We start from the raw sequence: 26010 nt of genomic DNA on the forward strand, positions 1-26010 counted from the left end.
CCGAGAGAACGACATGGGGAGCACAGGGTGAAGCCACGGGCCACGGTGACGGCCGACCCGGAGCGCGCCTCCGACGGGGCGAGCGCCCCGGCCGGCGGCAGCGGCGAGGGTGACGGCGAGGACAACGGCAGGGGCGCCAGGACCAGGGCGTCCGGCGGCGGCCGGAACACGAGGACGAAGAGGGCGGCGAAGACCGGCCCACCGCAGCCGGGCGGCATCACCTGGCGCCACCGGCTGCGCCGCGACCGCACGCTCGTCCTGATGACGCTGCCCGCGATCGCACTGCTGCTGATCTTCAACTACATCCCGCTGCTCGGGAACGTCGTCGCCTTCCAGGACTACGACGTCTACGACCTGGGCATCACCGGCAGCCCGTTCATCGGCTTCGAGAACTTCACCCGGATCTTCGAGGACTACCGGTTCTGGGAAGTCCTGATCAACACGCTCGTCATCTTCCTCACCCAGCTCGTCCTCTTCTTCCCCATTCCCATCGCCATCGCGCTCCTGCTCAACACGATCATGAGCACGCGGGTCCGGGCCTGGGTGCAGGCGATCGTCTACCTCCCGCACTTCTTCTCCTGGGTCCTCGTCGTCACCGTCTTCCAGCAGATGTTCGGCGGCGCCGGACTGGTCTCCCAGTGGATGCGCGAGCACGGCCACGGCGGCTTCGACCTGATGACCAATCCGGGCTTCTTCAAGTTCCTGGTCAGCGCCCAGGCGGTGTGGAAGGACGCCGGCTGGGGCGTGATCGTCTTCCTCGCCGCGCTCGCCGCCGTCAACACCGATCTGTACGAGGCCGCCGCCGTGGACGGGGCCGGGCGCTGGCGCCGCATGTGGCACGTCACCCTGCCGGCGCTCCGGCCGGTGATCGCGCTGCTGCTCGTGCTGCGCGTGGGCAGCGCGCTCAACCTGGACTTCGAGCAGATCCTGCTCCAGCGCGACCAGGTCGGTCCGGGCGCCTCGGAAATCCTGGACACCTACATCTGGTGGACGGGCATCAAGACCGGTGACTTCGGCTACGCGGCCGCCGCCGGCATCTTCAAGGGACTGTTCAGCGTCGCCATGGTGCTCGGTGCCAACAAGGTCGCCCACATGCTGGGCGAGCAGGGGGTGTACTCCAAGAAATGACAACTCTCCTGGACCTCGGCAAGGACCCGGCCGCCCCGGCTCCGCGCACCGAGACCCCGCTCCAGCGGGCCCTGCGCATCGAACCCCGTCCCGTATGGGAGGAGGAACCCACCAAGGCCGGCCTCGCCTTCAAGGGCTTCGGCCTCGTCGCGATCTGCGCGGTCATCATCGTGCCGATCTGGGTGGTGCTCGTCACCAGCCTCTCCAGCACCGAGGCGATCAACGACGCCGGCGGTCTGGTCGTCTGGCCCAAGGGCATCACCTTCGTCGCCTACAAGGAACTGCTCAGCGGCGGCGTGGTGACCCGGGCCGCGGCCGTCAGCGTGGGCCTCACCGTCGTCGGCACGGCGGTGAGCATGGTGGTCTCGATCCTGTGCGCCTACGGGCTGAGCCGCCGCGACTCCTACGCGCACCGCCCGCTGCTCATGACGCTGATGGCGACGATGTTCTTCGGCGCCGGCCTCATCCCCACGTATCTGCTGGTGACCGGAATCGGACTGAGCAACAGCTACTGGTCGATGATCCTGCCCAGCGCGATCAGCGTCTTCAACGTGCTGGTCCTGCGCGGGTTCTTCATGGACACCGCCCCCGAACTCATCGACGCGGCCCGTATCGACGGTGCCGGTGAGTGGCGCATCCTGCTCCAGATCATCATGCCGCTGTCGCGCGCGGTGATCGCCGTGATCTCGCTGTTCTACGCGGTCGGCTACTGGAGCCAGTGGTTCAACGCGATGCTCTACATCCAGGACAGCGACAAGTACCCACTCCAGATGATCCTGCGTCAGCTGGTACTGCAGCACCAGGTCCCCCCGGGCGCCATGGGCGCGGCCGTCAGCAGCGGGCAGATCAACAGCCTCTCCGTGCAGATGGCCGTCATGATCCTCGCCCTGATTCCGGTCGCGGTGCTGTCGCCCTTCGTCCAGAAGCACTTCCAGAAGGGCATGCTCACCGGCGCCGTGAAGGGCTGATCCGCCCGAGCCGCGCACGGTGGCCGCCGGGCCGCTCCCCCGGCCCGGCGCGCCCCTCCTCCTCTCTCCCTCCGTCCGGAAGGTGTTTCGCCATGCGCGCTTCGTCCGCGCCCACGCCCAGCCGCAGAACCGTCATCGGCGCCGCCACCGTCGCCGCGGCCACCGCCCTGCCGCTCGCCCGGACCGCGTCTGCCGCCCCGAAGGACGGGCCCGGACCCGCCGTCGCACCGCACCGCTGGCGCACGGCGGCGATCGGCGGCACCGGGTTCGTCACCGGGCTGCTCTTCCACCCGGCCGTGAAGGGGCTGGCCTACGCCCGCACCGACATCGGCGGCGCCTACCGCTGGGACGACCGGCGGGCCCGCTGGACCGCGCTCACCGACCACATCGGCTGGGACGACTGGAACCTCCTCGGGATCGAGGCCATGGCCGTCGACCCGGCCCACCCCGACCGGCTGTACCTGGCCTGCGGGACCTACGCCCAGTCCTGGGCGAGCCCCGGGGCGGTGCTGCGCTCCGAGGACCGGGGCACCACCTGGCAGCGCACCGATCTGACCGTGCGGCTGGGCGCCAACGAGGACGGTCGCGGGGCCGGCGAGCGGCTGCTCGTGGACCCCCGGGACAGCGACACGCTGTGGCTGGGCACCCGGCACGACGGGCTGCTGCGCTCCACCGACCGGGGCAGGACCTTCTCGCCGGCCGCCGCCTTCCCGGCGACGCCCTCGGCGAGCGGGCAGGGCGTGATGTTCCTGGCCGCCGCCGGACGCACGGTGTACGCGGGCTGGGGCGACGGCGGCACCGCGCTCTACCGCACGGACGGCTCCGGCGGCTGGGAGGCGGTGCCCGGACAGCCGTCCGGCGGAGCGTCGGTGAAGGTGCCGGTCAGGGCCGCGTACGACGCGCGGGGGCGGGCGCTGTACGTCACGTACGCGGACGCCCCGGGCCCCAACGGCCAGTCGGACGGCTCGGTGCACCGGCTGGACACGGTCAGCGGCGTCTGGAGCGAGGTCACCCCGGCGGCGCCCGACGCGGCGGCCGGCGACGGCTTCGGCTACGGCGGTGTCGCGGTGGACGCCCGCCGGGCCGGCACCCTCGTGGTCACCACCAACAACCGCTGGGGGCAGGTCGACACGGTGTTCCGCTCCACGGACGCGGGGGCGAGCTGGACCTCGCTCAAGGACACCGCGGTCCTCGACGTGGCGGAGACGCCGTATCTGCGCTGGGGCGGCGCGGGCGCCAAGTTCGGCTGGTGGATCCAGGCCGTGGCCGTCGACCCGTTCGACTCGCGCCACATCGTGTTCGGTACGGGCGCCACGGTCTACGGGACGCGCGACCTGGTGCACTGGGCGCCGGAGATCCGGGGCCTGGAGGAGTCCTCGGTGCGGTTCCTGATCGCCCCGCCCGCCGGGGGCGCCCGGCTGCTGAGCGGGCTCGGCGACATCGGCGTGATGTACCACGAGTCGCTGACCTCCTCCCCCTCGCGGGGCATGGCCGCGCAGCCGGTGTTCGGAACGGCCACCGGGCTCGCGCAGGCCGCGCTGAAGCCGTCGTACGTGGTGCGCACCGGCTGGCCCTCCGGTTCGGACGCCGCCGGGGCCCACTCCCACGACGGCGGGCGCACCTGGGCCCCGTTCGCCGCGCAGCCGGAGATCGCACCCTCCGCCCCGGGTCCCGTCGCGGTCTCGGCCGACGGCGGGACGCTGCTGTGGTCCTTCGTCCACTGGGACGGCACCAAGTACCCCGCCCACCGCTCCACGGACGGCGGGGCCACCTGGGCGGAGGTCGCGAGCTTCCCCAAGGGCGGCACGCCGGTGGCCGACCCGGTCGACCCGAGGCGCTTCTACGTCTACGACACGGACACCGGCGCGCTGTTGCGCTCCACCGACGGCGGGCTGACCTTCACCCGGGGCGCGGACGGACTGCCGTCCGGGGACGTCCAGTTCACGGTGGCGGCGGCTCCCGGGCGCACGGGCGACCTCTGGCTCTCGGCGAAGGACAATGGGCTGCTGCGGTCCACCGACGGCGGGCGCAGCTTCGCCCCGGTGCCCGGCTGCACGGCCTCGCACGCGCTGGGCTTCGGCAAGGCCGCCCCGCGCGCCGGACGGGGCCGGCCGGGTGCCGGCTATCCGGCCGTCTTCCAGACCGGGCGGGTGCCGGCGACGTACGACGGCGTGGCGGTGCTGCGCTCGGACGACGCGGGCGCCACCTGGGTCCGGATCAACGACGACGCCCATCAGTGGGGATGGACCGGCCAGGTCATCACCGGCGACCCCCGTGTCCACGGCCGTGTCTACCTGGGCACCAACGGCCGCGGCATCCAGTACGCGGAACCCGAGTAAGGAACGAGAGACGCCATGCCGTCCCTGCGCGACGCAGCCCGTGGCCGCATCCTCTTCGGAGGCGACTACAACCCCGAGCAGTGGCCCGAGGAGGTCTGGGAGGACGACGTCCGGCTGATGAAGGAGGCCGGGGTCAACTCCGTGACCCTCGGTGTCTTCTCCTGGGCGCGGATCGAACCGCGTCCAGGTGCCAGGGAGTTCGACTGGCTGGACCGGCTGATGGACCTGATGCACGCCCACGGCATCGGCGTCGTCCTCGCCACCCCGACCGCGTCCCCGCCCCCGTGGATGGGGGCGCGGCACCCGGAGACGCTGCCGCGCACGGAGGACGGCTCGGTGGTCTGGTACGGCTCGCGCCAGCAGTTCTGCGCGAGTTCGCCGGTCTACCGGCGGTATGCGGCCGCGCTGACCGAGGACCTGGCGGCGCGGTACGCGGACCATCCGGCGCTCACGGTGTGGCACATCAACAACGAGTACTGCACGCACTGCTGGTGCGACGAGACGGCGGCGCACTTCCGGCGCTGGCTGCGCGCCCGGTACGGCACGGTGGAGGAGCTCAACGAGGCGTGGGGCACGGCGTTCTGGAGCCAGCGCTACGACTCCTGGACGGAGATCCTGCCGCCGCGCACCGCGCAGTACATGAAGAACCCGACCCAGGTGCTGGACTTCAAGCGGTTCACGTCGGACGCGCTGATGGAGTGCTACATCGCCGAGCGGGACATCGTCGCGCGGCACACCCCGCGCGTCCCGGTCACGACGAACTTCATGCCGCTGTGGTCGGGGCAGGACGCCTGGGCGTGGGCGGCGCAGGAGGACATCGTCTCCGTCGACGTCTACCCCGACCCGCGGGACCCGCGCGGCGGGCAGTACAACGCGATGATCGCGGACATGACGCGTTCCCAGGCCGGCGGTCCCTGGATGCTGATGGAGCAGGCGACGGGCGCGGTCAACTGGCGGGACGTCAACCGGCCCAAGCCGGAAGGGCTGAACCGGCTCTGGTCGCTCCAGTCCGTGGCGCGCGGAGCGGACGCGGTCTGCTACTTCCAGTGGCGCCAGTCCCGGCAGGGCTCGGAGAAGTTCCACTCCGCGATGGTCGGGCACGCGGGCGAGGAGGGCCGCGCCTTCGGTGAGGTCAAGCGGCTGGGCCGGGAGCTGGCCGCGCTCGGCCCAGCGGTCTCCGGCGGCGAGGTGCCCGCGGACGTGGCGATCCTGCACGACTGGGACGCCTGGTGGGCCGGGGCGCAGGAGGGCCGGCCCTCCTCGCTGCTGGACTACACCGAGGTGGTGCAGCGGTGGCACGCGGCGCTGTGGGAGAGCGGGGTCGTCACCGAGTTCGCCCGTCCGGACGCGGACCTGAGCCGGTTCGCGGTGGTGGCCGTGCCCCATCTGTATCTGCTCGGCGACGGGGCGATCGACAATCTCGTGGCGTACGCGGAGGGCGGCGGGACCGTGGTCTGCGGCTTCTTCAGCGGGGTCGCGGACGGGGACGACCGGATCAGGCCGGGGGGCATGGACGCCCGGCTGCGGGCCCTGTTCGGCATCCGTACGCTGCACGACTGGTGGCCGCTGGACGCGGACGACACCGTGGAGTGCGACGGTTTCCGGGGCACGCTCTGGTCGGAGGAGCTGACGGCGGCCGAGGACGCCGAGGTGGTCTCCGCCTACCGGTCGGGCGAGCTGGCCGGGCTGCCGGCGGTGCTGCGCAGGGGCCGGGCCCGGTACGTGTCGACGCTGCCGGAGCCGGGCGCGCTGCGGGCGCTGCTGGCGGAGGTGGTGGCGGAGGCCGGGGCGCGGCCGGTGCTGGCGGGGCTGCCCGCCGGGGTGGAGGCGGTGCGGCGCGGGGAGCTGCTGTTCCTGCTCCACCACGGGCGCGGGACCGTGACCGTCGAGGTGCCGGGCGCGCACGAGGACCTGCTGACGGGCCGGGACGTCGAGGACCGGGTCGAGCTGGGGCGGTTCGGCGCGGCGGTGCTGCGGAGCGCGGCGCCGTGACGGGCCGCGCGCCCGCCGGCGGTACGTGGGAGCCGCGCCCGGCCGCGCGCTGGGAGGACGCCTTCCTCGCCGGGAACGGCCGGCACGGGGCGATGGTCCTGGGCGATCCGGCGGACGACCGGGTCGTGGTCACCCACCACGGGCTGGTGCGGCCGAACGGCAGCGAGAACGTACGCCCGCCGGAGCTGGCGGACCGGCTGGGCCGGGTGCAGAGCGCGCTGCTCGCGGGGGACGCGGCGGCGGCCGAACGCTTCGGCGAGGGACGGCCGCTGGTGTGGGTGCAGCCCTTCCACCCGGCGTTCCGGACCCGGATCACCCCGGCCCCGGGCGCGGCGCCCCGGGCGGACGGGGAGGACGTGCCGCCGGGCTACCGCCGGAGCGTCGACTTCGCGACCGGCGAGATCACGGCCGTGAGCGAGGGCCGGCGCAGCCGGGTGTTCGTCTCGCGCGCCGACGACGTCGTGGTGCAGCACGTCTCGGGTCCGGGGCTCGCCGTGGACGTGTGGTTGGACCCGGCGCTGCCGGGGGCGCCGGCGAGGCTGGGCATCGGCCGGGGCGCGGTGCTGACCCCGGGCGGGGGGAGGCTGACGCTGCGCGCGGCCTATCCGGACAGCGCCCTGTCCTACACCGGGGTCAGCGTGCTCCGGGTGGACGGCGGCCGGGTGTCGGTGGCGGGCGAGGGGCTCCGGGTGGAGGGCGCCCGGAGTCTGCTGCTGCTCACCCGGGTGCGCCGGCACGCGGGCGAGGCGGACCCGGCGGCGGAGTGCGCCACGATGCCCGGGGGCGGCTACGAGGAGCTGCGGGAGCGCCATGTCGCCCTGCACCGCCCGGCGTTCGAACGGGCCCGGTTCGTCCTGGACGCTGATCCGGACGAACGGGCGCTGCCCGGGAGCGCGTTGCTGCGCCTGCCGGACTCCCCGGCTCTGCTGGAACGGCTGTTCGCAGCCGGCCGCTACCATCTGCTGTCCTCCTCGGGGATGCTGCCGCCCCGGCTGACCGGGCTGTGGACGGGCGACTGGGACACGGCGTGGTCGGGGGCGTTCACCACGAACGCCAATCTCAACCTCCAGGTGGCGTCGGCGGCGGCCGGCGCGCTCCCCGAGGTGTCCGAGGCGCACGCCGCCCTGGTGTACGGGCAGTTGGCGGACTGGCGGGACAACGCGCGGGCGATCTTCGGCGCGCGCGGCATCGTCGCCCCCTCGCACACCGACGGCGAGTCCGGCCACACCCGCCACTACCAGCGGGCGTATCCCCTGCATCTGTGGACGGCGGGCGCCGACTGGCTGCTGGAGCCGCTGCTCGCGTACGCGCAGACCTGCGGGGCGACCGATCCCCGGCTGGTGGGCGCGCTGCACGAGGCGGCGCGGTTCTACGAGGACTTCCTGACCCGGACCGGGCCGGACGGCCGGGTGGCGATCGTGCCCTCGTACTCGCCGGAGAACCGTCCGGCCAACGCGAGCTGGGGGACGGTGAACGCGACGATGGACATCGCGGCGGCCCGGCACGCGCTGCTCTCCTCGGCCGAGCGCTCCCCCACCCGTCCGGACTCCGAACGGCGCCGGGAGCTGGCCGGCCGGCTGCCGGAGTACCGGGTCAACGAGGACGGCGCGCTCGCCGAATGGGCGTGGCCGGGGCTGGCGGAGACGTACGACCACCGCCACCTCAGCCACCTGTACCCGGTGTGGCCGCTGGACGAGATCAATCCGTACGACACCCCGGAGCTGGCGGCCGCCGCCCACCGGGCGCTGGAGCTGCGCGGTTCGGAGAACGACTCCGCGCACGGGCATCTGCACCAGGCCCTGGTCGCGGCCCGGCTGCGGGACGCCGGGCGGGTCTCGGCGGCGCTGCGGGCCGTGCTGGCGGGCGATTTCTTCCACGATTCGCTGATGAGCGCGCACTATCCCGCGCGCACCGTGTACAACGCGGACGCCGCCCACGCGCTGCCGGCGGCGGTCATCGAGTCGCTGGTGCAGTCGACGCCGGAGCGGCTGGTGCTGCTGCCGGCCCCGCCCGCGAACTGCCCGGCCGGTGAACTGTGCGGCGTGCGCGCGCGGTTCGGGGCGGCGGTCGATCTGCGGTGGCGGTCCGACGGCACCGCGACGGCGGTGCTGCACCCCACCCGGGACGCCCGGATCGACGTCCGCACGGGCGGCCACCTCGCCCTCGTCCGCGCCGGATCCCCCGAGGCCGCCCCTCTGCGGCTCACGGCGGGCGAGGACCGCGTCCTGGAGCTGGGGCCCCGGCAGCCCCGGGGCTGATCCGCCCGTACGCCGAAGGAGCCGCTCCCCTCCCAGGGGGCGGCTCCTTCGGCGTACGGGCGCGTCGTCGTCCGTCACACGGGCGCCGGACCGGTGCTCTCACGGACCGTCATTTCCGGTGCGAGCAGCTCGACTTCGTCGGTCCCCCGGCCGGAGAGCTTGGCCACCACCTGCTCGACGGACCGGCGGCCCATCTCCTGCGCGGGGATGGCGACGGAGGTGAGCCGCACCGACGCCTGGGACGCCACCTGTTCGGGGCAGATCGCCACCACGGACACGTCCTCGGGAACGGCCCGGCCCTGCTGGCGCAGGAGGTTGAGCAGGGGTTCGACGGCGGACTCGTTCTGCACGATGAAGCCGGTGGTGCCGGGGCGCTCGTCGAAGATCCGGGAGAGGGTCTGGGCCATCGCCGGGTAGCCGCCCTCGCAGGGCCGGTGCAGCACGCGCACCCCGGTCTCCTGCGCCTTGGCCCGTATCCCGTCGACGGTGCGCTCGGCGAAGCCCGTGTGCCGTTCGTAGACGGCGGCGGCCTCGCCGATGACGGCGATCTCGCGGTGGCCGAGCCCGGCCAGATGGTCCACGCAGAGCGCCCCGGTGGCCTCGAAGTCCAGGTCCACGCAGGTCAGTCCGGAGGTCTCGGCGGGCAGTCCGATGAGGACGGCGGCGCGGTCGGTCTCGCGCAGCAGCGGCAGCCGTTCGTCGTGGAGTTCGACGTCCATCAGGATCATGGCGTCGGCCAGCGAACTGCCGGCGATGCGGCGCACGGCGGCCGGGCCCTCCTCGCCGGTGAGGAGCAGGACGTCGTAGCCGTGGATGCGGGCGGTGGTGGCGACCGCGATGGCGATCTCCATCATCACGGGGACGTACATGTCGGTGCGCAGCGGCACCATGAGCGCGATGATGTTGGACCGGCTGCTGGCCAGGGCGCGCGCGCCCGCGTTCGGGTGGTAGCCGAGCTGCCTGATGCTCGACTCGACCCGCTCCCGGGTGGAGACGGAGATGGACCGCTTCCCGCTGAGGACGTAGCTCACCGTGCTCGCGGAGACTCCGGCGTGCCGCGCGACCTCGGCCAGGGTGACCATTCAGCTCTCCATCAGGGACGTCGTCGGGCCCGGCACGGAAAAACCGGGTCTGCTCCGGCGGTTGCGGTCAGAAGGGGCGAAGCGCTTCGACTTCGTCCCGTCCGTCTGTGACATGCGAGGAAATCCGAGACTAGACCCGCCCCGCACAACATGTCCAGACCACTATCGAAGCGCTTCGATTGAGACTGTCCCGCCCGTCGTCCGGCATCCGTCCCCCGGACCGCGGCGCGGCTGTGCCCACGATATGCCCGCCGCACGGCCGGGCACATCGCCGGGAGCGGCTCCGGCCGCGCCCGGACGCCGGAAGCGGGGGCAGGGGCTCCGCTCGGGCCGTTCCGCACAGCGGTACGGGTGCGTGTACAGCCGCCGAGCACCGCACCTAGCATCCGGGGCGTCGGAAGGTTCCGCGAAGGGGGAGTTCGGATCATGCTGACGCGTTCCTCGACCGGTCAGAACCCGTGCCGGGCGGCCGTCGCGCGCCGTCGCCGCTGTCGCGCCCACCGCTGAACCGCCCCGCACCCCGAAGGCCCGATGCCGGGGCCGCCTCCGCCACCCCCGCCGTCCGTCCGCGCGCCACCCCCGCGGGCCGCGCCGCGCCCGGGGGCCCGTCCGCCGTTCCCGCCGCCCCGGTGCCGCTGTTGCCGCCGGGGAGGTCCGGCGATCCCCCACCCCGTTCCCCGTTCCGCCCTGCCCGCGCCCGGGCGCCGTCGGCGCCTGCCCGCGGTGGTTCCACCGGTGCGGTCCGACGCACCCGAAGAAAGGATTCACTGTGCCGGAGTCATCCGATCCGGAGATAACCGAGTTCTTCCTGCCGGAACTCCCCCGCCTCCTCCCTCACGTCTACCACCCCCAGGCCGCCCGGCTGGAGATCGCCTCCAACGGCTGGGTGCGCCGCTTCCTGGGCGACACCTTCGCCGGCGAGGCGGAGCTGCTGTACTTCCTGCGCCAGCGCAACGGCATCTACGGGCCCCTCACCGTTCCGGAGGCATCGGACCAGCGGGCGCTCGACATCGCGGACTGGTACCAGTACGTCACGGTGATCGACAGCTTCGTCTCCGACCGGGGCGACCTGGGGGCCAGCGCCGAGGCCGCGCGGGCCGTCTTCGCCCGGATCCTGGGGGACTTCGACACCGATGTCGCCGCCGACGCCGCCTTCCCGTACGGCCGGGCCGGCCAGGACCTCTGGCGGCGGATCAGTCCCGGGCTCAGCGCCGGGCAGACCCGGCGCTTCGCGGCGAGCCTGGAGGCATTCCTGCGGGGCTGCGCGACCGAGATCCAGGCCAAGCTGAACGACCGGGTGCCCGACTACGAAACCTGCCTCGCCGTCCGGCTGGACAGCTTCGGCTGCGACTTCATCGAGCTGATGACGGAGTACGGCGCCGAGGTCGACATGACCGAGCTGATCCCGCGCCTCTCCGAGGTCCATCTGCACTGCCGCCGCCAGATGATCATCATCAACGATCTGCTGTCCTGGCGGAAGGAGCACGCCCAGGACGACAAGATGACGGTGGTCCGGGTGCTCACCGAGGGCGAGGGGCTGAGCCTCCAGCAGGCGGTGGACCGGCTCGTCGGTCTGGTCGAGGAGCACGAGAAGGCGTACATCGCGGCGCGCGACGCCCTTCTCGCCGGGGAGCTGGGCGAGCGCGAGGACGTCCGGCGCTATCTGCGCGGGCTCGACCATCTCATGGGCGGAAGCCAGGAGTTCGAGTACCTGACGCCCCGCTACTTCGGGGACGGGTCGGTCTGGGACGGCACCACCTCGGGGTGGGTGGACCTCGACGCGGACATCGCGCGCTTCCGCGACCGGCCGCGCACCCCCGCCGCCGACGCCCCCGGCCCCGACGCCCCCGCCCCCACTCCCGACGCCGACACCGACACCGACACCGACGCCGACGCCGACGCGAAGGTGCCGGAGGAGAGCGGGGCCGCGCCCTCCGCGCGCCCCACCGACGAGGAGCGGGCCGCCATCGCACGGCTGCGGGCGATCGTCTCGCCCGGCTCCGAGCGTCCGGCGCCCGGCGAGGAACCGGACGGGCCGGCCCGGCGCGCCCCGCAGGGCTCGCGCGGCGAGGCGCGCACCGGGCCCTGGAAGGTGGTCACCGCCCCCGGCTCGGTCCCGGTGCTCGGGCACGCCCTGCCGCTGTGGCGCAGGCCCCTGGAGTTCCTGGCCGGACTGCCCACGGACGCGGACCTGGTCGAGATCCGGCTCGGCCCGAAGAAGGCGTACCTCGCGCACAGCCCCGAACTGGCCCAGCAGGTCCTCACCGACTCGCGGACCTACGACAAGGGCGGGCCGCTCTTCGAGAAGGCCCGGCTGCTCGTCGGCAACGGACTGGTCAGCTCCGAGTGGGCGCCGCACCGCCGCCAGCGGCGGCTGCTCCAGCCCGCGTTCCACCCGAGCCGGGTGCCGGGCTACATCGGGCTGATGGGCGAGGAGCTGGAGGCGGAGCTGGCGTCGTGGGAGCCCGGTGAGCCGCTGGACGTCAGCGACACCATGCACGGGCTCACCCTCAAGATCACCGCGCGCACCATGTTCGCCACCACCGCGGACCGGCGGGCGATCGACGAGGTCGCGTACTGCATGCCGGTCATCATGCGCGGCGTCTACAAGCGCATGATCGCCCCGACCGGGCTCCAGGAGAAGCTGCCGACCGCCCACAACCGGGACTTCGAGCAGGTGCGGGTCCGGATGCGCCAACTGATCCGGGAGACCGTCGAGGCGTACCGGAACGCCGACTCCGAGGACACCGGCGACCTGATGTCCATCCTCGTGCACACCCGCGACGACGAGACCGGCGAGGGGCTGAGCGACGAGGAGATCCACGACCAGGTCATGACGCTGCTCATCGGCGGCACCGAGACCACGGGCAACACGATGGCCTGGGCGTTCCACACCCTGGCCACCCATCCGCACATCGAGGAGCGGCTGCACGAGGAGCTGGACACCGTGCTGGCCGGGCGGGTCCCGGGCTTCGACGATCTGCACCGGCTGCCGTACACCGGCCGGGTCATCACCGAGACGCTGCGCATGTACCCGCCGGCCTGGCTGCTGACCCGCGCCACGACCCGCCCGACGGAACTGGCGGGGCGCCGGCTGGAGCCGGGGACCATCGTGCTGTACAGCCCGTACGCCCTGGGACACAACCCCGCGGTCTACGCCGACCCGGAGACCTTCGACCCGGACCGCTGGCTGCCGGAGCGGGCCGAGGGGCTGCCGCGCGGGTTCAACCTGCCCTTCGGCGGCGGCAGTCGCAAGTGCATCGGCGACACGCTGGGTGCCGCCGAGACCACGATCACGCTCGCGGGCATCGCGGCCCGCTGGCGGCTGCGGACCGTTCCCGGCACCCGGGCCGGCACCGCCGTCCCCCGGGCCTCGCTGGGCACGGGCCCGCTGCCGATGCTGCCCGAACGGCGGGGCCGGGTCGCCGGTCCGGCCGGACTCACCCTGTCGAGCGCCCGGTGACCACCGGGCGGGCCCTCCCGGAAGCCGCCGTCGAGGCCGCTTCCGGGCACCGACCCCTCACGCCAGGAGAGCTTGCGATGACACAGCAGACCGGCCGGGCGCCCGTGCGGACGGCCCCCGGCGCGCCCGGGTCCACGGACGTCCCGGCGACCCTGGAGCACTTCCGGGCGCTGGTCGCCCCCGCGCTGCGGGAGACCGTGCGCAGGCTCCCGCCGGAGATCGGCACCACCGTCGAGTTCACGCTCGGCTGGCGGGACGCCGACGGCACCCCGCGCAGCGGCGGCAGCGGCAAGGGGCTGCGCCCGGCGCTCGCCCTGCTGACCGCCCAGGCGGTCGGCGCCGCCCCGGAGTCGGCGGTCCCGGGCGCCCTCGCCGTCGAACTGGTGCACACCTTCTCGCTGGTGCACGACGACATCATCGACGGCGACGAACAGCGCCGGCACCGCGAGGCGGTGTGGAAGGCGTACGGCGTCGGCACGGCGGTCCTCGCCGGCGACGCGCTGCTGGCGCTGGCGCTGGACGTGCTCTCCCGGGCGGCCGGCGGTGAGCGCGGGGCGGCGGCGATGAAGGCGCTGTCCGGCGCGCTGGTGGAGCTGGTCAACGGCCAGGCCGAGGACGTCTCCTTCGAGCTGCGGCCGTGGACCGGGCCCCGGGCCGTCACCGTCGCGGAGTACAGCGCGATGGCGGGCCGCAAGACGGGGTCGCTGCTGGGCTGCGCGACCGGTCTGGGCGCGCTGCTGGGCGGGGCGGCGCCCGGCGCCGTATCCGATCTGACCCTGATGGGCCGTCACCTCGGCCTGGCCTTCCAGGCCGTGGACGATCTGCTCGGGATCTGGGGCGACCCCGGGGTCACCGGGAAGCCGGTCCACAGCGATCTGCGGCAGGGCAAGAAGACCCTGCCGATCGTCTCCGTGCTCGCCCAGGACACCCCGGCCGCCCGCCGGCTGGCCGCGCTGCTGGCGGACCCGGGCTCCGGCGGCGAGGAGGCACTGCGCGGGGCCGCCGACCTCATCGAGGAGGCGGGCGGCCGGGCCCTGGCCGCCGACTCCGCCGAACGCCATCTGTGCCGGGCCCGGCAGCTGATCCACCGCGCGTCGGCCGACGCCCCGGCCGCCGCCGCGCTCGCGGATCTGGGCGAGTTCGTCGTCCACCGCACCCACTGAGCCCGGTCCGGCCCCTCCGGCCGGCCGGCTCCACCCGCACGATCCCCTGAAAGAGAGAGACCCCGATGCGTACCGCGTTCGCGCCGGCCACCGCCGCCGCCGTCGCCGCCACCCTGCTGCTCGCCGGCTGCTCCGCCGACCCGGACACCGCGCCCGCGGCCGGCTCCGGGACCCCCGTGGCCGGGGGCACCCTGACCTATGTCGTCGGCACGGACGTGCTGTGCGTCGACCCGCAGCAGGCGGGCAACGGCGACGAACTGACCGCGGCCCGCGGCCTGGTCGACTCCCTGACGGACCAGGACCCGAAGACCGGGAAGATCCTCCCCTGGCTCGCCACCTCCTGGGAGGTCTCCCCGGACGCCACCCGCTACACCTTCCGGCTGCGCCCCGGGGTGACCTTCAGCGACGGCACCCCGCTGGACGCGGCGGCGGTGAAGGCCAACTTCGACGGCTTCCGCGCGCTGGGCGCGCGGGCCGTGCAGGCCGGGACGTATCTGACGGGGTACCGCTCGGCGACGGTGGTGGACGCGCACACCGTGCGGATCGAGTTCTCCGCGCCCAATGTGAAGTTCCTCCAGGCAACCTCGACGGTCAGCCTGGGCGTGGTCGCCCCGGCCAGCCTGCGCCGGTCACCGGGCGAGCGCTGCACCCGGGGCGTCGTGGGCTCCGGCCCGTTCACGCTCACCCGGTTCACCCGCAACCAGCAGGTGCGCGAGCGGGCCCGCGAGGGGTACGCCTGGGGCTCGGCGCGCTCCGGCGGGAAGGCGGCGCCGTACCTCTCCGGGCTGGTGATCCGGATCGTCCCGGAGGAGGGGGTGCGCGCGGGCGGGCTGCGCTCCGGGGAGTTCGACGCGACGGGCGCCGTGTCGCCGCAGGACGAGCGGACCCTGAAGTCCTCCGGCTTCGGCCTGAACACCCGCCCCAGCCCGGGGCTCGTCTACGGCCTCAACGTCAACGCCTCCCGCCCCGCAACCCGGGACGCGGCGGTGCGGCGCGCCCTCCAGAAGGCCCTGGACCGCAAGGAGATCGTGGACACGGTGCTCAGCTCCGGCTACCGGCCGGCGAGCAGCGTGCTGGCCTCCACCACGCCCGCGTACACCGATCTCTCCGCCCGGCTCGCCACGGACCCGGCCGGCGCCCGGAAGCTGCTCGACGGGGCCGGGTGGAAGCCCGGCCCGGACGGCATCCGCACCCGCGACGGGGAGCGGCTGAACCTGGTCACCGTCTGGTTCGGCGGGCCCGGCACCGTACAGACCGCTCTGGAACTGGTCCAGCAGCAGTTCAAGGCCGTCGGGGTGGGACTCACCCTGAAGCCGGTGCCGATCGCGAAGGCGCTGGCGACGTTCAAGGCGGGCGACTACGACCTGATCCTCGGCAACGCCTCCACGGCCGACCCCGACATCCTGCGCAACTACTACACCGCCGAGGGCCTCGACGCGGTGCGGCTGCGCCCCGGGCCGCTGCTGACCGCGCTGCACGCCCAGGCCGCCGAGGCCGATCCGGCCGCCCGCGCCCGGCTGGTGGCGACGGCCCAGAAGCTGATCGTGGACGAGGGCTACGGGCTGCCGCTCTACGAATCGTCCACCGTGCTCGGACTGTCCCCGAAGGTCCACGGGGTGACGTTCGACGCCCTGTCGCGGCCGCGCTTCTCCGGCGCCTGGCTCGGCTGAACCACCTCCCCCGCCGGCCCCCGCGCCGCGCCCCCCGCCGTACGAGACGAGGACTCCCATGACCCCGCTGCCCCCGACCCGCGAACTGCACCTCAACGTCAACCTCCTCGGCGGTCTCGGTCTGCATCCCGCCGCCTGGCGGTGGGACGCCGCCGACCCGCTGTCGTTCCTGGACATCGACGCGTACGTCGACGCCGCCCGGACCGCCGAACGCGGCCTGCTGGACGCGGTGTTCCTCGCCGACTCCCCCGGGCTCGTCCAGGACCTGGCGGTCGGCCCGCCGTACAACGGTCTGGAGCCCACGCTGCTGCTCACGGCCATCGCCCGCGCCACCGAGCGGATCGGGCTGATCGGCACCGCCTCGACCACGTACAACGAGCCGTACAACATCGCCCGCCGCTTCCTCGGCGTCGATCTGATCAGCGGCGGGCGCGTCGCGTGGAACGCGGTCACCACGTACAACGCCAACTCGGCGCGGAACTTCGGCGCCGCCGAGCCCACGCGCGAGGAGCGGTACGCCCGGGGCAACGAGTTCATCGACGTCGTGCGGGCGCTGTGGAACAGCTGGGACCCGGACGCGGTGATCGCCGACAAGAAGACCGGGGAGTTCGCGGACGCCGGGCGGATCCGGCCGGTCGACCACAAGGGGGCGCACTTCACCGTGGGCGGCGCGCTGACGCTGCCGTCCTCGCCCCAGGGCCATCCGGTGATCTTCCAGGCGGGCGGCCACGGGGAGGGGCGGGACCTGGCGGGGCGGGTGGCCGACGCGGTGTTCTCCGCGCCCGCGGACCTGGCCGGCGCCCATGAGCTGGCGGAGGACCTGCGGCGCAGGGCGGCCGCGTACGGCCGGGACCCGGCGGCGCTGCGGATCCTGCCGGGGTTGCGGACGACGGTCGGCTCCACCGAGCGGGAGGCGTGGGAGCGCCGCGACCGGCTGGAGGAGCTGACGGACCGTACGGCGGCGATCCGGAGCCTGGCGGGGCTGCTGGGCGTTCCGGCCGAGGCGCTGTCGCTGGACCGTCCGGTCCCGGTGGAGCTGCTGAACGCGCCGCCGTCCGCCCCGGGGGCCAACTGGTCCACCGATCCGCACGCCCGGCGGCTGGCGGCCGAGGGGCTGACGGTCCGGGAGCTGCTGAGCCGGGGGCTGGGGGCCGGGTATCTGCTCTCGGTGGGGACGCCGGAGCAGGTGGCCGACACCATCCAGTCCTGGTTCGAGTCGGGGGCCGTGGACGGGTTCAACCTGATGCCGGACGTCCTCGCGGACGGGCTGCCGGTGCTGGTCGACGAGGTGGTGCCGATCCTGCGGCGGCGGGGGATCTTCCGCTCGGAGTACCGGGGCACGACGCTGCGCGAGCACTACGGTCTGCCGCTGCCGTCCCGGGCCCGTGCGGTCCGGTGACGCCCGGGAATACCGCACCCCTTCTTGCAGGTTGATGAACAGTCACGTGCGGTGCTGGCTCTTTCCGTTCACTTCCTGCACCGTTCGGAAGGGGCTTGAGTCCCGCCGCCCTACGGACGCCGAACCAGGAGCATGGACGACATGACGGGGACCTTCGCATGACCACCGCCTGCGACACCCGCGCGCCCGCCGCGCACCGGCCGGGGACGGCGGCGGGCCGGCCGGAGCCGGTGCCCGCCGGACCCGGACCCGGTTCCGGCCCGGCCGACGAGACGCGCGCCGCCATCCGCACCGCCGTCGGCGCGGCGGCCGAGGAGCGCCGTACACCGCCCGGGGCGGTGGAGAAGTCGCTGCTGATCCTGGACATCCTGCCCGGGGACGGCAACGCGATCGGCGTCTCCGAGGTCGCCCGGCGCATCGGCCTGCCCAAGACGACCGTCCACCGGATCCTCGGCCTGCTCACCGAACTCGGCCTGGCGGAGCACCGCCCGGCCGGGTACGGGCTGGGCCGCCGCATCATCGACCTGGTCCGCGAGACGCCGTGCATGCGGACCACCCAGCTGCGCGACCGGCTGCTGCCCTATCTCTGCGACCTCTACCGGCAGACCGACGAGGCCGTCCACCTCGGGGTGCTGCGCGACCAGGGCGTGCTCTGCCTGGAGCGGCTGCACGGGGTGCGCAGCGCCGCGCTGCCCGTCCGGGTGGGCAGCATCCTGCCCGCGCACGGCACCGCGATGGGCAAGGTGCTGCTCGCCTTCGCCGACGACGTGCTGCGCGAGGAGTGGCTGACGACCCGGCTCACCGCGCACACGGCCCGGACCCTGACCGGTGGCGCGGCGCTCCAGCGGGAGCTGGAGGTGGTGCGCAGCCGGGGCTTCGCCGTGGACCGGGGCGAGTTCCGGCCGCAGGTGATGTGCCTGGCGGCACCGGTGTGGGGCCGGGGGCGGACCCTGGCGGCGGCGGTCTCGGTGAGCGGCCCCGCGCACCGGCTGGACCCGGCGGAGGCGACCCGACAGCTGCGTCATGTCGCCCACGCCGCTTCCCGGGCCCTGGCCTCCGCGCCCGACGGGCACGTCTGGTGAAGTCTCCGGTGGGCGGGGCGCCGCCCCGCCCACCGGAGTCTTCCTCGTTCTCGGGAGGTCAGTCCCGGTCCTTCGGGGTGCCGGCGGCCCGTGCGGCCGGGACGGCGGCGGGGGCGGCGACCCGGATGGCGACCGAGACCAGGACGAGCGCGAGGGCGGAGAAGACCGTCGCGCCGATGAAGGCGTTGGCCATGCTGTGGGCGACGGCCTCCTCCGCGGGGGCACCGGAGTGCGCGAGCGTCGTGCCGTACACGGTGACCAGCACCGCGAGCCCGAGCGAGCCGCCGACCTGCTGCATGGTCTGCATGACGCCCGCGGCGGCTCCGGCCTGCTGCGGGGCGACCCCGGACAGGATCAGGGAGTTGAGCGGCATCAGGAAGGCGCCGATGCCGATGCCGAGCAGCACCATGGGGCCGGCCAGATGCGGGGCGTACGCGGTGGTCGCCTCCAGCCGCGACAGCCAGACCGCACCGGCCACGACCAGGGTGATCCCGGAGACGATGAGCGGCCGGGCGCCGAGGCGCGGCAGCAGCTTCGGGGTGAGCCGGGACATGCCGAACATGCCCAGCGCCATCGGGAGGAAGGCGAGTCCGGCCCTGACCGGGGAGAAGCCCAGCGGGCCCTGGAGGAACTGGGAGAGGAAGAACAGCGCGCTGAACAGCGTGGCCATGGTCAGGAAGATCGTCACATAGCCGGCGGCCCGGTTGCGGCTGGCGAACAGGCCGAGCGGCACCACGGGGGTCTCGACGCGCACCTGGACGGTGAGGAACACGGCGAGCAGCACCACGGCCGCGGCGAACGAGCCCAGGGTGAGCGGATCGCCCCAGCCGTCGGACGAGGCCCGGATCACCCCGTACACGAGGGCGGCCATGCCGCCGGTCGCGGTGATCGCGCCGAGGAGGTCCAGGCGGCCCGGGTGGCGCTTCGAGTCGGCGACGAAGCGCGGGGTGAGCACGGCGACGGCGATGCCGAAGGGCACGTTGACGAAGAGGACCCAGCGCCAGGAGGCGTACTCGGTGAGCACCCCGCCGAGGATCATGCCGGTGGCCATGCCGAGTCCGGCGAGGGTGGAGTAGACGGCCAGCGCCCGGTTGCGGCGCGGTCCCTCCTCGAAGTTGGTGATCAGCAGCGACATGGCCCCGGGCGAGGCGAACGCGGCACCGATGCCCTGGAGGGTGCGCGCGGTCAGGAGCATCCAGGGTTCGGTGGCAAGACCGCCGGCGAGCGAGCAGAGCGTGAACAGCGCCACGCCCCACACGAAGGTGCGGCGGTGCCCGAGCACGTCCCCGGTGCGGCCGCCCAGGAGCAGCAGCCCGCCGAAGGTGAGGGTGTAGGAACTCTGCACCCAGGCGAGGCCGGTGGGCGAGAAGTCGAGATCGCCGCGGATGTCGGGGAGCGCGATCGTCATCACCGTGTTGTCCACGGTGATCATGAGGTAGCAGGTCACCAGGAGCGTCAGGACGACGCCGAGGTGACGGCCCTTCCGTTCGTCACCGGCGGCGGCCGGCTTCTCGGCGTTGGTCTGGGCGGAAGCGGAAGCGGACAACACAACTCCAGTGGTACGTGTGTCGGGGGACGGCGGGCCTCAGGGCCGGTCGGCTCGGGCCCGCACGATCATCGGCAGCCTCTTGGGCTGGAGCATGGGCGAGCGGACGGGACGTATCCGCTCGCCGGGGGCGGCCTCCAGCGTCCAGCGCCGGGCCGCGGTGGCGAGGAAGATGACCATCTCCTCCCAGGCGAAGGGCTCCCCGATGCAGCCCCGGTTCCCCGCGCCGAAGGGCAGGTAGGAGGTGCGGGGCAGGTCGCCGCCCGCCCGGCCGGCCCAGCGCTCCGGTTCGAAGGCGTCGGGGCGGGTGTACACGGAGGGGTCGCGCTGGATGGCGTACAGGGAGAACAGGACGTTACGGCCGGGCGGGATGCGGTGGCCGGCGAGATCGAGGTCGGTGATGGTGCGGCGGGTGAGCAGCCAGGCCGGCGGGTAGAGCCGCATGGCCTCGGTGATGATCTGCCGGGTGTACGGCAGGAGCGTCACGGCCTCGTGGTCGAGGAGCCGGCCGCCGCCGAGGACGCCGTCGACCTCCTCGGCCAGTTTCCGCTGGACGTCGGGGTGTTCGGAGAGCAGGTGGCAGGTCCAGCTGAGGACGTCGCGGGCGGTCTCGACGCCACCGAGGAACAGGGCCATGGCCTCGTCGTGGATCTGCTGGTCGCTGAGTCCGGGCCGGCCCTCCTCGCCCCGGGCGGAGAGCAGCAGCGCCATCAGGTCGGCGTCGTCGCCGCCGCGCCGCTGGTATTCGCGGATGACGCCGCCGAGGGTGTCGCCCAGCCGCTTGCGGGCCTGCTCGAAACGGCGGTTGGACGGGGTGGGGAGCTTCTCCAGCCAGCCGACGGGGAAGGCGATGCGGCGGGTGACGCCCTTGAGGAGGACGGGCAGGGATGCCTCGACCTCGTCCGCGACCTTGTCCCCGAGTTCGGAGGAGAACAGCGCCCGGCAGACGACGGTGACGGCGAACGAGTGGATCTCCTGGTCGAGTTCCAGGCGCTGCCCGTCCCGCCAGCGGGAGACGACCTCGTCGGCGGCCTCGCGCATGTGGTGGGCGTACTCGGAGATGCGGTGGTGGTGGAAGGCGGGCTGCACGAGTCTGCGGTGCGCCATGTGGGTGGGCTCGGAGGAGTTCAGCAGCCCGTCGCCGAGGAAGGGCGCGGACTTCTCGTAGGCGACGCCCTTGTCGAGCTTGCGGACGTCCTTGGTGAGGATGCGGTGCACGAGGGCGGGGTCGTTGATGACGTAGGCACGGGCCGGGCCGAGGCCGATGGTGACGATGTCGCCGCTGCCGCGCAGGGAGTTGAAGAACTCGCGGGGCCGGGTCAGGAGCCGGTGGACGTGGCCGAAGAGGGGGAGGCGGCCGGGGGCCGGGGGGACGGCGGTGGGCTGCGGCGCGGTGACCGTCATCGGGAGAGCTCCTTGGGCAGCGAGAAGGTGACTGTTTCCTGGGCCACGCGGCGCACGGACGTGGTGACGGGGCCGAGCCCGCGCAGCGCCCGGACGATCTCGTCCACGAGCGCGGGGGCGGCGGAGGCGCCCGCGGTGAGACCGATGGCGGTGACGTCCCGCAGATCGGTGAGCCGGACCTCTCCGACGTCCTCGACGAGCCGGGCGCGAGCGCCGGCCCGTTCGGCGACCTCGACCAGCCGCACCGAGTTCGAGGAGTTGCGGGAGCCGACGACGAGGACCAGGGCACAGGCATCCGCGACGGCGCGGACGGCGGCCTGCCGGTTGGTGGTGGCGTAGCAGATGTCGTCGGAACCGGGGCCCTGGATGCCGGGGAACCGCTCCTGGAGCGCGCGGACGACCTCGGCTGCCTCGTCGACGGCGAGGGTGGTCTGGAGGGCGTAGGAGACCCGGGTGCCGGGCTCCACGTCACCGAGGGCGGCGACGTCCTCGACGCTCTGCACCAGGGTGGTGCGGTCGGGGGCCTCGCCGAGGGTGCCCTCGCTCTCCTCGTGGCCGGCGTGGCCGATGAGGAAGACCCGGTCGCCCCGGCGGGCGTAGCGGCGGACCTCGCTGTGCACCTTGGTGACCAGGGGGCAGGTGGCGTCCAGGACGCGCAGCCCGCGCCGGGCGGCGTCGGCGCGGACGGCGGGGGCCACACCGTGGGCGGAGAAGACCACGGTGGCCCCGGCCGGGACCTCGTCGAGTTCGTCGACGAAGACGGCGCCCCGCCCGGCGAGGTCGCGCACCACATGGGTGTTGTGGACGATCTGCTTGCGTACGTAGACGGGGTGCGGGTGGCGGCGCAGGGCCTCCTCCACGATCTCGACGGCCCGGTCGACGCCCGCGCAGAAGGAGCGGGGTTCGGCGAGGAGGACGGTCCGGGGGCCGAGGGCGGCCCGCCAGGCGTCGCGGACGGCGGCGAACGGGGCGGCGGCGTCCGGCAGGGCGGTGAAGCGGGCCTCGCTCCCCCCGTCGCGCAACTCCAGGGCGACGGTGCCGGGACGGTGCGGGGCGCCCTCCCGGACGGTCAGGCCCTCCCGCAGCAGCGCCCCGGTGACCAGGGGCGCGGCCGCGAGGGGCACGGTGAGGGTCGCCGGACCGGTTTGCTCCACCATGCGCTCCGCCTCTCGCCGTGCCACGCGACGGACGGGTGCGTCCACCGGCCGGGGGCTCGTCGCCCCGGGAACGGATCAACCGTAGGAGCGGCCCCGATTCGGGCGCAGCCCCGTGTTCCGCTGCACGGAACGGCCGACTGGGCGGATCCCGGACGAGCGCCTTGTATGGGGCGACGCCTCGTACCGAAGGAGCGGTCGATGTCCGTACTGGAGTCCTTGCGCAATCCGTCCGATCTCCGTGCCCTGGACGCGTCCCGACTGCGGTGTCTGGCCGGGGAGATCAGGGAGCGGCTGATCAGCCAGGTGTCGCGGACCGGCGGCCATCTGGGTCCCAACCTCGGGGTGGTGGAGCTGACGATCGCGCTGCACGCCGAGTTCGACTCGCCGCGCGACCGCATCCTGTTCGACACCGGTCACCAGGCCTACGTCCACAAGATGCTGACCGGCCGGGCCGGGCTGCTGGACACCCTGCGCCGCCGGGGCGGCCTGTCCGGCTATCCGTCGCGCGCCGAGTCCCCGCACGACGTGATCGAGAACTCGCACGCCTCGACGTCGCTCAGTTACGCCTACGGGCTGGCGGAGTCGTACGCGCTGGCCGGTGAGGAGGACCGCCAGGTGGTCGCGGTGATCGGGGACGGCGCGCTGACCGGCGGGATGGCCTGGGAGGCGCTGAACAACATCGCGGCGCGCGGCCGGCGCAACGTCGTCGTGGTCGTCAACGACAACGGCCGCTCGTACGCCCCGACGGTCGGCGGTCTCGCCGAGCATCTGGGGCGGCTGCGGACGGCGGCGGAGTACGAACGGCTGCTGGCGACCGGCAAGCGGGCCGCGCGGGCGATCCCGGTGGTCGGCGAGGCGGTCTACCGGGGGCTGCACGGGGTGAAGTCGGGGCTCAAGGACCTCACCGTGCCGCAGGCCCTCTTCGGTGATCTGGGCCTGAAGTACCTCGGACCGGTGGACGGGCACAGCGTCCCGGCGCTGCGGGCGGCGCTGCGGCAGGCCCGGGAGTACGACCGTCCGGTGATCGTGCACTGCCTCACCCGCAAGGGGGCGGGCCATCCACCGGCCGAGGAGCACGAGGCCGACCGCTTCCACGGCATCGGGGTGGTCGACCCCGCGACGGGCCGGCCGCTGAAGCCCTCGCCGCCGTCGTGGACCGGGGTCTTCGCCCGGGAGCTGGTGGCGCTCGGGCACGAGCGCGCGGACCTGGTGGCGATCACCGCCGCGATGCGCGGTCCGGTGGGCCTGGACGGCTTCGCGGAGGCGTTCCCCGACCGGGTCTACGACGTGGGGATCGCCGAACAGCACGCGGTGACGGCGGCGACGGGGATGAGCCTGGGCGGGCTGCACCCGGTGGTCGCGGTGTACGCCACCTTCCTCAACCGGGCGTTCGACCAGGTGTTGATGGACGCGGCGCTGCACCGTACGGGGCTGACCCTGGTCCTGGACCGGGCGGGGGTGACGGGCGAGGACGGGGCCAGTCACCACGGCATGTGGGACCTGTCGGTGCTCCAGGTGGTGCCGGGGCTGCGGATCGCCGCGCCCCGGGACGGGGCGACGCTGCGCGAGGAGCTGCGGGAGGCGGTGGCGGTGGACGACGCGCCGACCGTGGTCCGCTTCCCGAAGGGCGCGGTGCCCGGGGACCTGCCGGCGCTGGAGCGGGTGGGCGTCGCGGATGTGCTGGCCAGGGTGGGGCCCCGCCCGGCCGAGGTGCTGCTGGTGGGGGTGGGGCCGATGGCGAGGACGGCGGTCGGGGCGGCGGAGCGGCTGGCGCTCGGCGTGGAGCCGCCGGGGGTCACGGTCGTCGATCCACGCTGGGCCAAGCCGGTGGACCCGGAGCTGGTCGCGCTCGCGGCCCGGCACCGGCTCGTCGTCACCGTGGAGGACAACAGCCTGGCCGGGGGCTTCGGTTCGGCCCTGGGCCAGGCGCTGCGCGAGGCCCGTGCCGACGTACCGCTGCGGTCCTTCGGCATCCCGGCCCGTTTCCTGGAGCACGCCTCCCGCGCCGACATCCTGGAGGAGCTGGGGCTGACCGCCGAGGCCCTGGCCGACTCCGTGACCACCGAACTCGCGCATCTGCGCCCGTGCTCGCGCCCCGTGGGCGCGGCGGCGCCGGTGCCGGCCGAAGGAGTCCGTACGCGATGACCGCCGTAGCCCTGAACATGCCCGCGCCGCCCGCCCGCCCGCTGGCCGCCCGCCGCGCCTCCCGGAAGATCCGGGTCGGCGCGGTCGAGGTGGGGGGTGACGCCCCGGTGTCCGTGCAGTCGATGACGACGACCGTGACGGCCGATGTGGAGGCCACGCTCCGGCAGATCGCCGAACTGACGGCCGCCGGCTGCCAGATCGTGCGGGTGGCCTGCCCCTCGCAGGACGACGCGGACGCGCTCGCCACCATCGCGCGCAAGTCGCAGATCCCGGTGATCGCGGACATCCACTTCCAGCCGAAGTACGTGTTCGCCGCGATCGACGCCGGCTGCGCGGCCGTCCGCGTCAACCCGGGCAACATCCGGAAGTTCGACGACAAGGTGAAGGAGATCGCGCGGGCGGCGAAGGACGCCGGGACGCCGATCCGGATCGGGGTGAACGCCGGATCGCTGGACGCCCGGCTGCTGAAGAAGTACGGCCGGGCGACGCCCGAGGCGCTGGTGGAGTCGGCGCTGTGGGAGGCGTCGCTCTTCGAGGAGCACGGGTTCCGGGACATCAAGATCTCGGTCAAGCACAACGACCCGGTCGTCATGGTCAACGCCTACCGCCTGCTCGCCGCCCGGAGCGATTATCCGCTCCACCTGGGCGTCACCGAGGCGGGTCCCGCGTTCCAGGGCACCATCAAGTCCGCCGTCGCGTTCGGCGCGTTGCTCAGCGAGGGCATCGGCGACACGATCCGGGTCTCGCTGTCCGCCCCGCCCGCCGAGGAGGTCAAGGTCGGCATCCAGATCCTCGGCGCGCTGGGGCTGCGCGAACGCGGTCTGGAGATCGTGTCCTGCCCGTCCTGCGGGCGGGCCCAGGTGGACGTCTACAAGCTGGCCGACGAGGTGACCGCCGCGCTGGACGGACTCCGGCTCCCGCTCCGCGTGGCGGTGATGGGCTGTGTGGTGAACGGTCCCGGCGAGGCCCGGGAGGCGGACCTCGGTGTGGCCTCGGGCAACGGCAAGGGCCAGATCTTCGTGAAGGGCGAGGTCGTGGCGACGGTGCCGGAGTCGAGGATCGTGGAGACGCTGATCGAGCGGGCGCTGCTGTTGGCCGAGGAGCAGGGTCTGGAGATCCCCGAGGTGTGACCGGCCCGGGAGTGGCCTGACCGGGCGCCTCGGACCGGCCCGGTCGGCCGCCTCGGAGTGGCCTGGTCGGGCGGGCCCGGAAAC

Annotated in this window: 16 protein-coding genes; 12 read left to right on the plus strand and 4 right to left on the minus strand. The window is 73.8% G+C overall.

All coding sequences use genetic code 11. The annotated features are described in order from the left end of the window. Positions 1–27 precede the first annotated feature (27 nt). From ACWCXC_RS18825 to ACWCXC_RS18845, 5 genes are all read left to right on the plus strand, one after another. Positions 28–1128: an ABC transporter permease gene (locus ACWCXC_RS18825; protein WP_450684215.1), complete on the plus strand. Its 1101-nt coding sequence runs from the start codon at positions 28–30 to the stop codon at positions 1126–1128. Next, the gene (locus tag ACWCXC_RS18830) at positions 1125–2096 is read left to right on the plus strand and encodes a carbohydrate ABC transporter permease (RefSeq protein ID WP_450684216.1); all 972 of its coding nucleotides are present in this window, start codon (positions 1125–1127) and stop codon (positions 2094–2096) included. Before ACWCXC_RS18825 ends, ACWCXC_RS18830 begins: the two co-directional genes overlap by 4 nt. A gap of 92 nt (positions 2097–2188) precedes the next feature. After that, complete coding sequence (locus ACWCXC_RS18835) at positions 2189–4435, plus strand: 1,4-beta-glucanase (RefSeq protein WP_450889932.1); 2247 nt, start codon at positions 2189–2191, stop codon at positions 4433–4435. 15 nt (positions 4436–4450) lie between these two features. Beyond that, a complete protein-coding gene (locus tag ACWCXC_RS18840; RefSeq protein WP_450889934.1) occupies positions 4451–6427 on the plus strand; it encodes a beta-galactosidase in 1977 nt (658 codons plus the stop codon). Beyond that, entirely contained in the window at positions 6424–8685 is a 2262-nt protein-coding gene (locus ACWCXC_RS18845) for a glycosyl hydrolase family 95 catalytic domain-containing protein (protein WP_450889936.1), read from the plus strand. The genes ACWCXC_RS18840 and ACWCXC_RS18845 overlap by 4 nt, the downstream gene beginning before the upstream one ends. Positions 8686–8759: 74 nt before the next feature. Here ACWCXC_RS18845 and ACWCXC_RS18850 read toward each other — a convergent pair whose 3' ends face one another. Further along, positions 8760–9767, minus strand: coding sequence for a LacI family DNA-binding transcriptional regulator (locus ACWCXC_RS18850; protein WP_450889938.1), 1008 nt, complete (start codon positions 9765–9767; stop codon positions 8760–8762). Between the two features lie 769 nt (positions 9768–10536). Here ACWCXC_RS18850 and ACWCXC_RS18855 point away from each other — a divergent pair. The 5 genes from ACWCXC_RS18855 to ACWCXC_RS18875 all read left to right on the plus strand — a co-directional run bounded on the left by ACWCXC_RS18855 (position 10537) and on the right by ACWCXC_RS18875 (position 18544). Further along, positions 10537–13230: a cytochrome P450 gene (locus ACWCXC_RS18855; protein WP_450889940.1), complete on the plus strand. Its 2694-nt coding sequence runs from the start codon at positions 10537–10539 to the stop codon at positions 13228–13230. Positions 13231–13307: 77 nt separating this feature from the next. Continuing rightward, entirely contained in the window at positions 13308–14393 is a 1086-nt protein-coding gene (locus ACWCXC_RS18860) for a polyprenyl synthetase family protein (RefSeq protein WP_450684222.1), read from the plus strand. Positions 14394–14458: 65 nt separating this feature from the next. After that, positions 14459–16063 (plus strand): ABC transporter substrate-binding protein, encoded by a 1605-nt coding sequence (locus ACWCXC_RS18865; protein WP_450889943.1) that lies wholly within the window; start codon positions 14459–14461, stop codon positions 16061–16063. A gap of 58 nt (positions 16064–16121) precedes the next feature. Continuing rightward, positions 16122–17462 carry an NtaA/DmoA family FMN-dependent monooxygenase gene (locus ACWCXC_RS18870; RefSeq protein ID WP_450889945.1) on the plus strand — a complete coding sequence of 447 codons (1341 nt, stop codon included), beginning with the start codon at positions 16122–16124 and terminating at the stop codon, positions 17460–17462. 158 nt (positions 17463–17620) lie between these two features. Continuing rightward, a complete protein-coding gene (locus ACWCXC_RS18875; protein WP_450684225.1) occupies positions 17621–18544 on the plus strand; it encodes an IclR family transcriptional regulator in 924 nt (307 codons plus the stop codon). A 58-nt stretch (positions 18545–18602) separates the two neighbouring features. On the opposite strand, the gene ACWCXC_RS18880 is transcribed toward ACWCXC_RS18875, so the two are convergent. From ACWCXC_RS18880 to ispH, 3 genes are read right to left on the minus strand one after another with little or no spacing between them, the layout of a single operon-like run. Further along, a complete protein-coding gene (locus ACWCXC_RS18880) occupies positions 18603–20093 on the minus strand; it encodes an MFS transporter (protein ID WP_450889947.1) in 1491 nt (496 codons plus the stop codon). Positions 20094–20129: 36 nt separating this feature from the next. Continuing rightward, positions 20130–21494 carry a cytochrome P450 gene (locus tag ACWCXC_RS18885; RefSeq protein ID WP_450684227.1) on the minus strand — a complete coding sequence of 455 codons (1365 nt, stop codon included), beginning with the start codon at positions 21492–21494 and terminating at the stop codon, positions 20130–20132. Continuing rightward, positions 21491–22651, minus strand: coding sequence for a 4-hydroxy-3-methylbut-2-enyl diphosphate reductase (gene ispH, locus ACWCXC_RS18890; RefSeq protein ID WP_450889950.1), 1161 nt, complete (start codon positions 22649–22651; stop codon positions 21491–21493). The genes ACWCXC_RS18885 and ispH overlap by 4 nt, the downstream gene beginning before the upstream one ends. Before the next feature lie 198 nt (positions 22652–22849). Between ispH and dxs the strand changes: the two genes are divergently transcribed. Beyond that, positions 22850–24796 (plus strand): 1-deoxy-D-xylulose-5-phosphate synthase, encoded by a 1947-nt coding sequence (dxs, locus tag ACWCXC_RS18895; RefSeq protein ID WP_450889952.1) that lies wholly within the window; start codon positions 22850–22852, stop codon positions 24794–24796. After that, positions 24793–25926, plus strand: coding sequence for a flavodoxin-dependent (E)-4-hydroxy-3-methylbut-2-enyl-diphosphate synthase (gene ispG, locus ACWCXC_RS18900; RefSeq protein WP_450684230.1), 1134 nt, complete (start codon positions 24793–24795; stop codon positions 25924–25926). Before dxs ends, ispG begins: the two co-directional genes overlap by 4 nt. Positions 25927–26010: the final 84 nt, after the last annotated feature.

Source organism: Streptomyces sp. NPDC001515, assembly GCF_053597115.1.